This window comes from Streptomyces microflavus (assembly GCF_014650075.1).
Taxonomy (GTDB): Bacteria; Actinomycetota; Actinomycetes; order Streptomycetales; family Streptomycetaceae; genus Streptomyces; species Streptomyces microflavus.
The window spans coordinates 329,647-344,988 of record NZ_BMUG01000005.1 but is presented as its reverse complement, the minus strand read 5'-3'; the positions used below and the strand labels follow the sequence as shown (position 1 = coordinate 344,988).

The following is a 15,342-nucleotide window of genomic DNA, read 5'->3' as shown; positions in this document are numbered from 1 at the left end:
TTCGCGGTGCAAGGAGATTGCCGACCTGCGACAGGTCCACAGCCAGACCACAGGGGTGGCCCAGTCCCATCGTTCGGATCTTCCACCCGTCGTCCCGTCGGCCCGCCTCCGCCGGCTGGATACCGAGGTTGGACGGCGGGGCGGCGAGGCCGGGTTCGTGCGCTTCCTCTACGGCAGGACGAAGTGGTGGCGCATTCGGCGCTCGTCAAGCGAGGGCGCGGATCGCCTCGATGGTCCGGTCCACGCCGAGGGTCCCGTTCGCGCAATCGCGCAGCAGGGCCGTCACCCGTTCGTCCTGGTATTCACGCAGAGGCGCGGGCCGGGCCTCGGGCGCTGCGGCCCCGGCGACGTCGTCGCGGGTCAGGAGGTAGTCCGCCAGGGCGGCGCAGGAACGGTGCTGGAAGATGACGTCCGGCTTGATCGGAACGCCGAGGACCGTCCCGGCCCGGCGGGCCAGGCGCACGTAGATGATGGAGTTCAGGCCGAGCTGCCGGAACGACGCGTCCTCGTCGAAGCCCAGCGCCTCGTCGCCGATCTCCGGCTGGAGGATCTCGCGCTTGATGCGCTCGATCAGGTCTCGGCGTAGGTCGGGCGCGGGCTCCTGCGTGGTGATCCGGTCGATGAGCGAGGTGAGCACCTTCGATTCGCCCAGTTCCGTGAAGGCCGACACGCCCGCATCCCGCAGATACCGGATGCAGTCGGTCCAGCGGACGGGCTTGGCGATCTGCTCGGCGAGCAATGCGCGGACTTCCTGCACATCGGGGCCGAACGGCCGGCCGGTCACGTTGGAGATGACCGGTGTCCGCAGTTCGCCCAGGTCGACAGAGGCCAGCAGGGTGCGGAAGCGCGCGGCGGCCGGGGCCATCGCCGGCGCGTGGAAGGGTCCGCTGACTCTGACCGGGACGAAGCCTCGGACACCCTCCACCTTCTCGAAGACCGACTTGATCCGGGCCAGTTCCTCGTGGCTGCCCGAGAGTACGAACTGTTCGGGCGCGTTGTAGTTGGCGATGACGACGCCCGTGGCATCGTGCTGCTTCAGGGTCTCCTCGACGATCTGCTCGGAGAGACCGATGACCGCGGCCATCGCACCGCCGCTGACCTGGCCCATCAGTTCCGCACGGCGTTGCACCAGCGTCAGGCCGGTTTCGAAGTCGAAGGCGCCGGCCGCGAACAGTGCGCTGTACTCGCCGAGGCTGTGGCCCGCGAAGAAATCCGCGGGTGGCAGGTCCTCCTGCGCCGCTGACCAGTGCAGCGCGTTGACGACATAGATCGCGGGCTGCGCGTACACGGTCTCGGACAGCCGTCGTTCCGGATTTCCCAGACAGAGCTCTTCGATCGGGTATCCGAGTACCCGGTCGGCCCGGCGAGGGAGGTCGGGGAACCGTCCGAACAGGTTTCGTCCCATCCCCTTCTTCTGGGTGCCCTGCCCCGGGAACACGTAGCAGCGCATCAGATCCGCCCACCCCCGAGGCCGAATCCGGCCGGCGGCGCCGGCCATTCGGGAAGCTCGGTGATCCGGACCACGGCGCACGTCCAGGTGAAGCCGGCGCCGACGCCGAGCAGCAGGCAGAGGTCGCCGACGTCCACGGCGCGCTCCCGCACGAGGTGGTCGAGTCCGGCGATCTGGTCGCCCGCGCCGAGGTGACCGACGGTGCGACCCCAGGACCAGGTCGTGAGATCGAGGCCGATGTCGAGTGCGGTGAGGACCTCGCGCTGCAGCACGATGCGTCCGAAGTGCGGAACGACGAACCGGGCGACGTCGCCCAGACGTATGTCCGCGTCGTGCAGGGCTCGATCGACGCAGTCGCTGAGGCCGGCCCGGAAGCGGCGGGTGAACTCGTCGAGCTCCACGTCTCCCAGGTACTGCAGTTTGCGCAGACGCAGGTCGATGGGGAGCGTGGGGTCGTGGTGGGGCGTGAAGGGCGCGTCGCCGCGGTGCAGGCGCTCAAGGGTGGGATCCGACACCGTGGAGGTGCTCAGTAACTGGGCGAACCCGGACCTCTTGCTGAGCACCATCGCCGACGCACCGTCACCGGGGACGATGCCGATGTCGCTGTTCCAGCGGTCGATCGCCGGCCGGCTGACCTTGTCGGCGGTGGTCACCAGCGCCGCCACGTCGTCGGTGGCCGAGAGGGAACGCGCCGCGATGTCCAACGCGGTCATGCAGCCGTTGGAGGCGTTCTTGACCTCGAAGGCGAGCGCCGAGTGGTCCCCGAGCACTTCGCGGTGGATGTAGGAAGCCGTGGGGTAGAGCTCGAGGCCTTGGAAGTACACGCAGGCGTGCAGCAGCAGCGCGATGTCCTCGGCCCGGTGACCCGACCTTTCCAGAGCCTCTCTGGCAGCGGCCACCGCCATCTCGGGGGGAGCTTCGTCCGTGGCCTCGCAGACCGACTCGAGCTGCGTGTCCTCGGCGTCCTGGGCGTCGAACCGGCCGTCGGCGACGGCCTGTTCGACCTTGGTCGCCGGGGGCAGGTAGGTTGCGGTACCCGCGATGAACAGGGCCTCTGTCTTCACTTCTCGTTCCCTCTCAGGGTGGTGGCGTCGTGGAGCAGGAGCCCGGCGATGGCCTCGGCGGTCGGGTAGTCGAACACCAGGGTGGCGGGCAGCGTGGTGTTCAGCCGTTTGGCGAGGCGCTTGCGCAACTGGACCATGGTGAGCGAGTCGATTCCGAGGGAACGCAGTGCTCTGTCGGCCGGCACGCTGTCGGGTCCGGGCAGGCCGAGCACGTCGGCGACTTCGCTGCGGACGAGGTCCAGCAGCAGAGCCGGCCGTTCGGCTTCGGAGGCGTCCGCCATCCGCGTATCGAGCGACTGTGCGGGCTCCATAACTTCGGCTCTGTGGCCTTCAGTTGTGCGCTGCAGCATGTCACGCAGCAAGGGAGGCGCTTCCGCATCGCCGAGCGCGTGTCGCAACGATGCCAGTTCCAGGCGTACGGGCAGCAGCTGGGTCTCGGGCCGCGCGAGTGCGACATCCAGGGCATTCAGGCCCTCGGTCAAGGTCAGGGCACCGATCCCCTGACGCCGCAGGCGTCCCAGCTCGGCCTTGCCTAGGTGCGCGGTCATGCCCACTCCGGCCTGTTCCCAGAGCCCGAAAGCGAGGCTGAGTCCGGCAAGGCCCCGCTTGCGTCGGTTCGCCGCCAGGGCGTCCAGCGTCGCGTTCGCCGCGGCGTACCCGCTCTGTCCCGCGGTGCCCAGCGTTCCGGCCGCCGAGGAGAAGAGGACGAACGCGGCCAGGTCCAGCCGCTCGGTCAACTCGTCCAGCAGGCGCGCGCCCTGGACCTTGGGTGCCATCACCCGGTGCAGCCGCTCTGCGGTGAAGCCCTCCACCAGGCCGTCGTCGAGCACGCCGGCGAGGTGGAACACGGCCGTGAGGGGATGGCTCGGGTGGATCCCTTCCAGTGCCGCGGCCAATGCGGCCCGGTCCGCGGCGTCGCCCGCGACCAGGTCCACCCTCTCGGCGCCTGCGGCTTCGAGCTCCCGCACGAACGAACCGGCCTCGGGGGTGTTGCCACCGCGCCGCGACAGCAGCACGAGCCGCCGCGCTCCGTGCGCGCGGACCAGGTGTGCGGCGAGCGCGCTACCGAGCTCGCCGAGACCGCCGGTGATCAGCACCGTGCCGTCCGGGTCGAGGGCGCGTGGCAAGGTCAGCACGGTCTTATGCCCAGCCTTGTGCGCGGCGTTCTGCTGCGCGTGGCGCAGGGCGTACGGCGCGTCGCGTACGTCGAAGGCGGTGAACGACCCCTTGTCCTGCCTCGCATCGGGGGCGGACGCGTCAGCGGCCGCCTGCGCGAAGGTGAGGTTCGTGGGCATCGGCCTGAGGGTGGCAGCGTCCACACCGATCTGGTTGCCGAGCGCGGCTGCCGCACTGCCCATGACCTGGTCGCCCGCGTGTACGGAGGTGACGCCGCTGGCGACCTCCATGACGATCCCCGCGAACTCCAGCACCTGTGCGTGCCCCGGGCTCACCCCGGCGGCGCGCACCTCGACGCGGACTTCCCCCGGCGCGACCGGCTCCGGCGCGCCCTCGTCGTGCGTGGCGGCGATGACGTCCAGCTGATCGTCCTCCCGCTGATGCAGGTGCCAGCTGCCTTCGTCCGGCAGGACGAGCGCGTCGACCTCCTCGACGGTCGGCCTTGCTCGTGGCACGTGGGCGGTCTCGCCGCGCAGCACGCACTCCGGCTCGCCGCCGGTCTCGATCACGCGGGCCAGGAGCCGGAAGTCCGGGGCACCGGGATCGAGGTCGATCAGGCGCAGGACGCGCTCAGGTTGTTCCGTGCGGGCCGTGCGCACCATGCCCCACACGGCGGCATGGGCCCAGTTCTCCACCTGATCACCAGGGCTCGATGACACTGCGTCACGCGTGATCCAGACGAGCTCCGCGCTCTGGAGCCGGGCATCGCCGAGGCACACCTGAAGCGTCCGCAGCGCTTCGGCGGCGCTCCGTTCCGCGTCGTGCCACTGACCGGACGCGCGGTCAGGCAGCGCGAACAGCAGTCGTCGAGGCGTATCCGCCCGGGCATCGAGCCGCTTCACGAGGGCGTCCAGGTCGGGTACGACGTCGGCGCCGAGCCCCGCGGCCAGCTCGGCGTCGCCGACCACAAGGGTGCCCGCAGGATCGGAGGTTTCGGCCACGTGGTGTACGGGTTCGAAGCCGACGCGGTAGAGGTGCTCGGCGAACGGGTGTCCGCGACGCCTGCCGCGCTGGAACTTCAGCCTGCCGATCCGGGCCACCGGGTGGCCTACCGGATCGGCCAGCCATACGGTGGCAGGCGCGAGGTCCTCGTTCCCGCCGGATTCGAACGACACGCGCACCGTCAGTTCTCTGCCTGCGGCGCGGAACAGCTCGACGTCCGACCAGATGAACGGGACGAGCGGCCCAGGGGCCGCACCCGCCTCCATCAGACCGGCGACGACGACCTGCAGTGCCGCGTCGAACAGCGACGGATGCAGGCCGTGGCCGGCCGGATCCAGCGCGTCCGGGAGGGATACCCGCGCGTAGTAGACGCCGTCGCGGGAGGTGAGTTCGCGCAGTCCTCGGAAAGCCAGGCCGTAGTCGAGCCCGTTCGCGAGGGCGCGTCCGTAGAAGGCTTCGATGTCGAGGGCCCGGGCTTCGGGCACCGGCCAGTTGTCGATGTCCGGCGGCAACGCGCCGCCGACGCGCGCGCGGGTCACGCACTCTCCGGTCACGTGCTGCTGCCAGGTCAGCGGCTCGTCCGTGTCCTCGGGTTGGCTGTAGAACGCGAAGGGGCGTCGTCCGTGCGCGTCCGGATCGCCGACGGTGGCCTGGATCCGCAGCGCGCGGCCCGGAAGGAGGACGACCGGCTCCAGCAGCGTCAGGTCTGCCACGGCGTCGGCTCCTGCGGTCCGGGCGGCGAACAGCGCAGCGTCGACCAAGCCCGCGCCCGGCACGTAGACCTGCCCGCCGACGACATGATCGGCCAGCCACGGGCCATCGTCGAGCGACAGCCGGCCGGTGAACAGGTGACCGCCGCCGCCGGCGAGAGTCGTGACCGCGTCGAACCACGGGTAATCGTCCGCAGACCGACCAGCCGTCACCGCGACGGGCCCGGCCGGAAGCTCGCCGAGCCAGAAGCGCCGACGTTGGAACGCGTACGTCGGGACGTCGACCTTCCCGGCGCCACGGGACCCGAGGACTCGCTCCCAGTCCAGGGGGAAGCCCCGCTCGAACAACGTGGCGGCCGTTCGCCAGAGCTGGTCCACGCCGCCCGAGCCGCCTTCGGAGGCCGGGCCGACCTCGACGAACGCTCCGAAGCCCTCACCGCGCAGCCGTTCCAGCGCACGGTCGAGCCCCTTGGGCTCCGGCGCCGGCAGGTCGCGGACCCAGTAGTCGCCGCCGAGCTCCGGGCCCGGCACGACCTCGCCCGTCAGGCGAGAGTAGAAGGGGATGGAAGTCCGGGCAGGGACAATCCCCGGCATCGCACCGCCGACCGCGTCCCCCGAGCGCGCGCGAGCCCGAAGGGCGATGACGCGGGCGCCGTCCTCCAAGGTCAACGCCCCGCTCACCACGGCGGCGGCGACCTCGCCCTGCGCGTCGCCCACCACCGCCGCGGGCTCCACACCCCAGCTGCGCCACAGCGCCGCGAGTCCGAGGTAGGTCGCGAACAGCGTGCACGGCAGCACATCCGGTCCGCTCACGTCCTCCTCGCCGCGCAGCACCTTCAGCACGGACCAGCCGGTCAACGGCGAGAGGGCCGCGTCGCACTCCGCCACGGTTTCGCGGAACACCGCGCTCTGCTCCAGCAGTTGACTGTTCATTCCTGGCGGCTGCGCGTCCTGACCGCCGAATACGAAGGCCATCTCCCCCAGCGCCGTGCCGGAGCTGGGCTCCACCGCCCGCAGGGCTTCGGCAGCATCCAAGGTGTTGCTCGCGAAGACCACGGCGCGCGCGTCGAAGTGCGTACGGCCGACGGCGGAGGTGTAGGCGATGTCCCGCATCGACGCGGCGGGCCGCGCGTCGAGCCACTCGGCCCAGTGCTGGGCCTGCGCACGCAGGGCGGCCGCGTCGGTGCCCGAGAGCACCAACGGGTGGACGAGATCGTCGCCGGGCCGGTCCGCGACGACGGTCGCCGGTGCTTCTTCAATGATGACGTGCGTGTTCGTGCCACTGATTCCGAACGAGCTGATGCCGGCGCGACGCACCCGCCGTGTCCGCGGCCACCGCCTCGGCTTCCGCAGGAGCTCCAGTTCGCCGCCGGTCCAGTCGATCCGGGTGTTCGGCTTCTCCGCGTGGAGCGTGCGGGGCAGCCACTCGTGCTGGAGCGCCAGCACCATCTTGATGACGCCGATGACGCCGGAGGCCGCCTGGGCGTGGCCGATGTTGGATTTGGCCGATCCCAGGTGCAAGGGTCGTACGCGGCCCGAGAACACTGCGGCAAGGGCGCCGGCCTCGATGGGATCGCCGAGCACGGTGCCCGTGGCGTGCGCTTCGACGGCGTCGATGTCGGCCGGGGCCAGTCCGCCGTCGGCCAGGGCACTGCGGAGCACGCGCTGCTGCGCCAGGCCGTTCGGGGCGGTGAGCCCCTGGCTGCGGCCGTCCTGGTTCATGGCGGTGCCCCGCACGACGGCCAGCACACGGTCACCGTCGCGCCTCGCGTCCGAGAGCCGCTTGAGCACCAGGACGCCGCAGCCTTCCGCCCAGCTCGTCCCGTCGGCGTCGTCGGCGAAGCTCTTGCAGCGGCCGTCGGCCGCGAGCCCGTTGAGGCGGCTGAACTCGACGAAGATCTGCGGGGTGCTCATCACGGTCACTCCGCCGGCGAGCGCCAGGTCGCATTCGCCGCTGCGCAGCGCCTCGCACGCCAGGCGCAGGGCCACGAGCGACGAGCTGCACGCGGTGTCGATGGTGAGCGCCGGCCCGGACAGGCCAAATGTGTAGGCCACCCGCCCGGAGATCAGGCTCGACCCGTTCCCAGTGATCTTGTAGCCGTCGCTGCTCCCGACGTCCCAGCGCCGGGCGACGTCGTAATCCGAACTCATCGCGCCGATGTAGACGCCCGTGTTGCTGCCTTCGAGGGTCGCGGTGCGCAGATCGGCCCGCTCGATCGCCTCCCATACGACTTCCAGGACGAGCCGCTGCTGCGGATCCAGGGACAGCGCCTCACGCGGGCTGAGCCCGAAGAACGCGGCGTCGAAGTCCTCGACGTCGCGTACGAAGCCGCCCTTGCGCTCGAAGCGCCTGCCGGTGGCGGCGCGCTCCGCCTCCTCGATCGTGCCGAGATCCCACCCGTCCCAGCGCCGCGGGAACGGGGAGGAGGCTTCGCGGCCGTCGACGAGCAGGTCCCAGAACGCTTCGGGCGTGTCGATTCCGTCCGGAAGCCGGCAGGCCATGGACACGATGACGACGGGATCGTCATCGTCGGGCGGCCGAGACACCGCGGCGACGGCGGGCGGGACTTCCGGGGCCTCGTCCTGCGCGTACTGCGCACCGGCGTGCGTCAGCAGCAGTGTCGCGATCGCCTGCGGTGTGGGGTAGTCGAAGGCGAGCACGGTGGGCAGCGGGATCAGTGTCCGCGCGCTGAGCCGGTTGCGCAGCTCGACCACCATGAGGGAGTCGAAACCCTGTTCGCGCAGCGTCAGGTCGGGGCGCACGCCGTCCACGGGCCGGCCGAGCAAGGCCGCGGCCTCCTCCGTGACAAGTGCGACCAATGAACCAAGACGCTCGGGTTCGGGGAGCGCCATCACGTCCTCGCGCCACGAAGCGCCGCTGCCGGCCGGGATCGCGTCGTCGTGTTCGTCCAGCCAGTAGCTGCGGTGTTCGAACGCGTACGTCGGAAGGTCCACCCTGCGCGTGTCCGAGGCCGCGAACACCCGCTGCCATGGGATCGGGACCCCTTGGGTGTGCAGCTCCGCCAGCGCCCGCAGCGGCTGTTCGATCCCGCCGTGACCGCGGCGCAGGCCGCCCACCACGATGGCCGCCCCGTCGGCTTCGGTTCCCTGCGCCAGGGCTATCTGGAGCACCGGATGCGGACTCACCTCGACGAAGGTCCCGAAGCCGTCCGCCCGCAGGCGTTCCAGCGCGCGATCGAAGCGCACCGGCTCGCGCAGGTTGCGGCACCAGTAGTCCGCGTCGAGTTCCGGACCGGCTGCCCGCTCCCCCGTCACGCTCGAATAGAAGGCGATCTCCGGATCCGCAGGGGCAAGGCCCGTGAGCTGCTCGCGCAGGGCGGGCAGCAGCACCTCCATGTGCGGGCTGTGGGACGCGTAGTCCACGTCCACGCGTTGGCAGTAGGCGCCGGTGGCCTCCATCTGCGCGAGGAAGCGGTCCAGCGCCTCGGAGTCTCCGGCCACAACGGTCGAGCGCGCGGTGTTCACCACCGCGACGGACAGCGCCTCGCCGTACGCCGCCAGCTCCTCGGTGACTTCGCCCACCGGGCGCTCCACGAGGCCCATCGCCCCGTCCGGCGCGTGATCGTGCACGGCCCGGGCGCGCAACGCCACGATGCGAGCGCCGTCCGCCAGGCTCAGCGCCCCGCTGACGACCGCCGCGGCCACCTCCCCCTGACTGTGGCCGACGACCGCCGAGGGCTCGACGCCCCAGGCGCGCCACATCGCGGCGAGACCGACGTACATCGCGAACAACGCCGGCTGCACCACGTCCGTACGCGTGAAGGGCGGCGCGAGACCGTCCTGCCCGCGCACGACCGCGGCGACCGAGAACCCGGTGTGCGGGGCGAGGGCCTCGTCGCAGGCCGTCACCGCCTCGCGGAACGCGTCGTTCTGCTCCCACAGCGACCGGCCCATCCCCCACCACTGGGCGCCCTGGCCGGGGAAGACGAACGCGACGCGGCCGCGATCGGCAGCCGCGCCCGTCACCACCGCGTCGTGGCTCTCGTCCGCGGCGAGCGCCCGCAGACCGGCCACCGCCTCGTCCGTCGTGCCGGCGATCACCGCGCCGCGCGTGGGGTGGTGCGTGCGGGTCGTCGCCAGCGATTGGGCGACGTCGGACAGCCTCGTCCCGGGCGACTGCCCGAGGTGGCTCGCCAGCCGTGCGGCGTTACGTGCGAGCGCGTGCGGGTCCGTCCCGGACACCGCCAGGCAGACCGGACCGCCCGCATCCGGTGTGGCCTGTACCGGGGCGCCCTCGGGTGCCTCGCCGAGGGCGACATGAGCGTTGGTTCCGCCGTATCCGAAGCTGCTCACCCCCGCGAACCGCGGCCCGGCCGGCCACGCGGCTGCCTCGGTGACCACTTCAAGACGTTCGGCGGGGAAGTCGATGCGCGGGTTCGGTGTGCGGAAGTGCAGGCTCGGCGGAATGACGCCGTGGTGCACCGCCAGCGCGGCCTTGACGAGCCCGAGCACGCCGGCCGCCGGTTCGAGGTGGCCGAAGTTCGTCTTCACCGAGCCGATGCGTAACGGCGCGGGCCGGTCGGGCCCGAACACGGTGCCGAGCGCGCCCGCCTCCGTCACGTCGCCCAGGGGCGTGCCCGTGCCGTGCGCCTCGACGTACGACACCGCACTCGGCGCGACGCCGGCGTTCTCCCACGCCGACCGCAGCACCTCCGTCTGCGCCTCGTGGCTGGGGGCGGTCAGTCCGTCCGTCGCGCCGTCGTTGTTGACGGCGCTGCCGTGCACCAGCGCGTAGACGCGGTCGCCGTCGGCGAGCGCGTCGGACAGCCGGCGCAGCACGACCACCGCGCAGCCCTCTCCCCGAGCGTAGCCGTCGCCGTCGCCGTCGAAGGCCCGGCTCAGGCCGGCCGGGCTCTGTGTGCCGAGTTTCGTCAGGGCCACCGAGGTGTTCGGATGCAGCATCAGGTTGACGCCGCCGGCAAGGGCGAAGTCCGACTCGCCGGAGCGCAGGCTCTGCACGGCGAGGTGCACCGCGACCAAGGAGGAGCTCGACGCGGTCGCCACGCCCATCGCGGGGCCGCGCAGCCCCAGCGCGTAGGCAATGCGGGACGGGATCACCGAGTTGTCCCAGCCGATGGCCGAGTGTGCGTGGATCGCCTCGGCGGCGCCCTGCGTGAACAGCGGGTACTCCTGCCACATCGCGCCCATGAAGACGCCGGTGCGGGTGCCCGCGAGACTCGCTGGGGAACGCCGCGCGTCCTCGACCGCGGCGCACGCCACCTCCAGGGCGATCCGCTGCTGCGGGTCCATCTGCCGTGCCTCGGCCGGTGGGATGCCGAAGTACTCCGCGTCGAATCCCGTGACGTCGTCGAGGAATCCACCCCGACGGTTCGCCGCCCCGCCGGACGCCTCCGCGTCGGCCCATGCGGTGGCGTTCCATCGGTTGGCAGGCACCTGACGCACCGCGTCGACGCCCGTGAGCAGAGCCTGCCAGAGTGCGGTCGGGTCCTCGATCAGTGCCGGGAGTCGGCAACCGATGCCGACGATCGCCACCGGCTCGTGGCGGTCGTACGTCCGGGTGGTGGTCCGGTCAGCCACGGGAAGCCCCGATCTCGTCGGGCGCGTAGAGCGCCAGGCATGTCTCCTCGATCGCGGCGAGCGGCCCCGCGTCGTTCAGGATCGTCATGTGGTTCGCGGCGTCGATCTCCACCAGGCGTAGGCCCGGCAGCTCGCGCACCCAGTCCTGCTGGTAGTTCACGTGGTCGAGGGAGAAGGTCTCGCCGGTGAGCTGGAAGTAGGGTTCGACCTCGCCCAGGAAGAGCCCGCGCCGGTTGCGGAAGTAGGTGCACACCACGGCTTCCGGGCGTGGCAGAGGCCTGATGGTGTGCTCGCCGAGCCGGTAGGCGAGCTGGATCGCCATGTTGCGCCTGACGAACCGCGCGGTCCGGGCAGGTCTCATGGCGAGTCCGCGCTCGGCCGCCAGCTCCGCGAGCCGCAGGACGAACGCCTCCTCGTCGAGGTCATCCGCGACCTCGTCCCGGTGGACGAGACGGGCACGCAGGACCGCCGGGTCCTTCTCCCCCGCCGGCCAGAGCAGGGAATTGACGACCTGGAGAGCCGCGCTCCGCGCCGACTGGAACCCGCTGGCGTTCGACTTCGCCAGGCCGGTCTCGTCCGGCGAGTCCACCATCGTCAGCGAGGCCACGTCCTGGCCCTGCGCCTGCAGCCGACGGGTCACCTCATAGGCGACGATGCCGCCGAGGCAGAATCCGCCGACGTCGTACGGCCCCTCGGGCTGCACCGAGCGGATGACATCGGTGTAGTACTCAGCCATGGCCGTGACGCCCTCGATCGGCGCGTCCTCGGTCAGCAGCCCACGGGCCTGGATGCCGTAGAACGGGCGGTCGATCCGCTCGGCGATCGTGCGGTAGGACTCGACGCCGGCGAGGGCGCCGTGGATCCAGAACACCGGCCTGCCCTCGGTCACGCCGTTGAGGCGCACCAGCTCAGGGGCGACCGCGCGCGTGGAGCGGGCCTCCGCCTCGGGCAGCCTCGCGACCACGTCGTTCAACGTGTCGTGCGGCTGCCACCATTCAGGCCGGAAACCCGGAAACACATTGCTGATCCGGCCCAGCATCGCGACCAGAAGCAGGGAATTGAGACCGTAGTCGGCGAGCGACCTCGTGCCGTCGATCTCGTGGCGCGGCAGGCCCAGCACCGAGGCGACGAGGTCGGCGACGAAGGCTTCGCGGTCCTCGCCGTCCGGAGGGGCGACGCCTGTGTGCGAGGCCTGATCCGACCTCGGCGCCTGCTCGGCGAAACAGGTCAGACGTGCGAAGGGGTATCCGGGCAGTGCGATCCGCCTGCGTCGAGCGCCGCGATGCATCAGGTCCCAGTCGATGGACGTGCCCGCAACCCAGCGTTCTGGTACGTGGTCGAGCTGCGTCGGCTTCCCGTCGTGCTCGGCGTCGGCAGCGGGATCGACGCCGTCCGCGAACGCGACATGGGCGAGCGTGTCCGGGTCTCCGTCGAGCCAGCCGCCCAGAATACGAGCGGCCTCGTCGGTGCTCCGCGCCACGAACGCCAGCCGGCAGCTCATCGCTTCCCGGCCGACCTGCAGGGTGTACGCGATGTCCGCCCAGGAGCTCGGATCCGTTTCGGCGAGCCGATGGATCAGCCGGCTCGCCCGCTCGCGCAGGGCGTCGACGCTCTGCGCCGAGAGCACAAGGACCTGCGCACCCGGGTCGTCGTCCAGGTTCGCGGGGGCGGTGTACTGCTCGAGCACGACGTGCGCGTTCACGCCGCCGATCCCGAAGCTGTGCATGCCCGCGCGGCGCGGCAGCGGCCGGCCGGCGTCGTCGGTGCGCTCGGGCCATGGCAGGTTCCGCTCCGCGATGCGCAGCCGGGTCCCCTTGAGGGAGAGGTCGCGGTGCAGCTGCCCGAAGCCCGGGATCGCCGGGATCACGCCGTGCCGCATCGCCTGCGCGGTCTTCACCAGCGCGGCCAGGCCGGAAACCACCTCCGTGTGCCCGATGCAGGGCTTCACGTTGCCCAGATACGTCACGTCTTCGTCGTCGTCCTCGCTGCGGAGTCCGGCGCCGAGCGCCGCCAGCTCCGCGCTGTCCGCCAGCAACGAGCTCATGCCGTGGGTCTCGATGTAGTCCACGGCGCCCGGATCGAGCGCGGCGTCGGCGTAGGCGTGCGCGACGGCTGTCTTCATGCCCCTGATGTTCGGTGCCGTGAAGGACACACCCCTGCCGCCGTGGGCCACGCCGGTGCCCCGCACGACGCAGTGGACGAAGTCCCCGTCCTCCAGGGCCCGGCTCAGTGGTTTGATCAGTACGGCGGCGACGCCCTCGCTGCGCGCTGTACCGTCGGCGCCCTGCTGGAACGGCCGGACGTCGCCGTGCGGGCTGAGCATCCCCGCGGCCCGCATCCCGCCGAAACCCGCGGGCGACATCACCAGGTTCACCCCGCCGACGAGCGCCTGCTCGCACTCGCCGTCACGGATGGACCGGATCGCCCGGTGCAGGGCCACGAACGAGGACGAGCACGTCGTGTCGCACTGCTCGCTGGGGCCGTTGAGGTCGAGCAGGTACGAGATCCGGTTGGGCACCATCGCGGGCGACGGCAGGCTCATCAGGTCCATGGCCGCCGGCCGGTATTCGCTCTGCGTCGTGGCGACGAACACGCCCGTGGGCCGCTTCCGTAGCTCGGCCGGCCGATAGCCCGCGTCCTCGACGGCGTTCCACGACGTCATCAGCAGCAGGCGCAGCTCCGGCGTCACCTGGCGCGCCTCGGTCATCGACATCCGGAAGAAGAGAGGATCGAATTCATGCACCCCGTCGAGGAATCCGCCCCTCAGCGCGGCTGCCTCGTCGCCGTGGCCCGCCCAGTCCGCGCGCTTTTCCGGCGGTGCGGTGATGCACCGTCCGCCCTGCTCGACGATCCGCCAGAACTCGTCGACGTCGTCGGCCCCGGGGAAGCGTGCGGACATGCCGACGATCGCCATGCCGTCGAGCGCGGCCTCGTCGAGCTCAGGCTGAGGTCGAGGTTGCGGCTTTACAGGATCGGGCGCCCGGTCCGGCGGTGCGGGCTCCGGCGGAAGCACATCCCGCAGCTCCTCGGCGTAGTCGGAGACGATGAACTCGCCCAGCTCGGCCAGGGTGTTGTGCTCGAACAGCACAGTGATGTCGAGGTCGATGCCGAGCGTCCCGCCGAGGGTCCGGGCCACGTTCACCGCGAAGATCGAATCGAGCCCGTAGTTCGAGAAGGGCTCGTCCCGCCCGATCCTCGTCCGCGGGATCTCCAACGCCGCTGCCAGCACATCGAGCGCCACCGCCTCGATGTGGACGCGCAGCCGGTCTCCGGGCTCGCTCCCCGTGCTGTGATCGACCACAGCCCGCGCCGGACTCTCGCGCACCGACGCCACGTACGGCGTGGACGGGGGCGGTACGGCCGCCGCCTGCCGTATGACGCCGTCGCTCTCGGCCACGATGATCTGCTGCCCCAGATCCTCGGCATCCCGCGCGGGCAGAGCGATCGCGCGGAACCCCACCTGCGTCAGGACGTGCCGCCAGTGCGCCGTGGAGAGCAGCGGGCTGCCCTGGATACGCAGGTGCGGGTCCTCGTAGCGCCACCATCCGTCGAGGAGGCCGAACGAGAACTGGCTGAGCAGGTTGTTCGCGGTCAGCTCGTTCAGGACCAGCAGTCCGCCGGGCCGGAGAAGCGCCTTGGCGTTGCGCAGGGTGTGGCGGATGTCCCGGGTGGCATGCAGGACGTTGGCGGCGACCACGACGTCGTACCCGCCGAGAGTGAGGCCCTGATCCGCCACCGGGCGCTCGATGTCCAGGATTTCGCAGATCAGCGAAGGATTTTCCGCACCGAAGAGACGCTCCGCGTGGTTCAGGAAGACCCTTGATATGTCGGTGTAACAGTACTCGCGCACATCGAGCCGCGCGGACCGCAGCGCCTCCAGGACGACGGCGCTCGTGGCACCCGTACCGGCGCCGATCTCCAGGATCCGCGGGGCATCCGCCTTCAGGGCCCGTGCCCGCCGTCGCAACCGCGCCACCAGGTCGGCGGCCAGCACCTGGTTGAAGAAGGCTGACGCCGGGTTGGTCGTGTAGGCATTCTGCACCAGCTCCAGCGATCCCCCCGGGAAGATGACCTCGGTGGCCGGGCGTCGTCCGGTGAGGATGTCGGGGAAGGCACGCAAGGTGGTCTCCACCAGCAGGTGGGTGGCCGCGAGGTCGGGGTTCCCCTGCCACGCGGGCTTTGCCGTCTCCCACTCGCGCCACAGCTGCTCGATCGGCCGATACCGGGTGGCATCGTCGAGCAGGATCCTGCCGTCCCGCCGGTCGAGGTAGCCGGCCCCCTCGAAGACGCGCAGGCACTCGTCGAACCAGGCGTCGTATCCCGGCGCGAGGCCTGCCGACTCCCGTGCGGCCTCCGGGGTCTGCCCGGATTCACGGAACGCGCCGAGCGTGCGCAGATGGGACCAGAGAAAGTCGAGCAGCAGCTGTTTCATGATCAGTCC

Annotated in this window: 4 protein-coding genes; all 4 read right to left on the bottom strand. The window is 71.1% G+C overall.

Translation table 11 applies throughout. The features are described from left to right. Positions 1-205: 205 nt before the first annotated feature. From fabD to IE264_RS16690, 4 genes are read right to left on the bottom strand one after another with little or no spacing between them, the layout of a single operon-like run. A complete protein-coding gene (fabD, locus tag IE264_RS16705) occupies positions 206-1,450 on the bottom strand; it encodes an ACP S-malonyltransferase (RefSeq protein ID WP_032754948.1) in 1,245 nt (414 codons plus the stop codon). Further along, positions 1,450-2,514, bottom strand: a complete 1,065-nt coding sequence (locus tag IE264_RS16700; RefSeq protein WP_032754444.1) for a ketoacyl-ACP synthase III family protein — start codon at positions 2,512-2,514, stop codon at positions 1,450-1,452. The genes fabD and IE264_RS16700 overlap by 1 nt, the downstream gene beginning before the upstream one ends. Continuing rightward, positions 2,511-10,901, bottom strand: a complete 8,391-nt coding sequence (locus IE264_RS16695) for a type I polyketide synthase (protein WP_032754442.1) — start codon at positions 10,899-10,901, stop codon at positions 2,511-2,513. Before IE264_RS16695 ends, IE264_RS16700 begins: the two co-directional genes overlap by 4 nt. Then, positions 10,894-15,333, bottom strand: coding sequence for a beta-ketoacyl synthase N-terminal-like domain-containing protein (locus IE264_RS16690; protein ID WP_032754439.1), 4,440 nt, complete (start codon positions 15,331-15,333; stop codon positions 10,894-10,896). Before IE264_RS16690 ends, IE264_RS16695 begins: the two co-directional genes overlap by 8 nt. Positions 15,334-15,342: the final 9 nt, after the last annotated feature.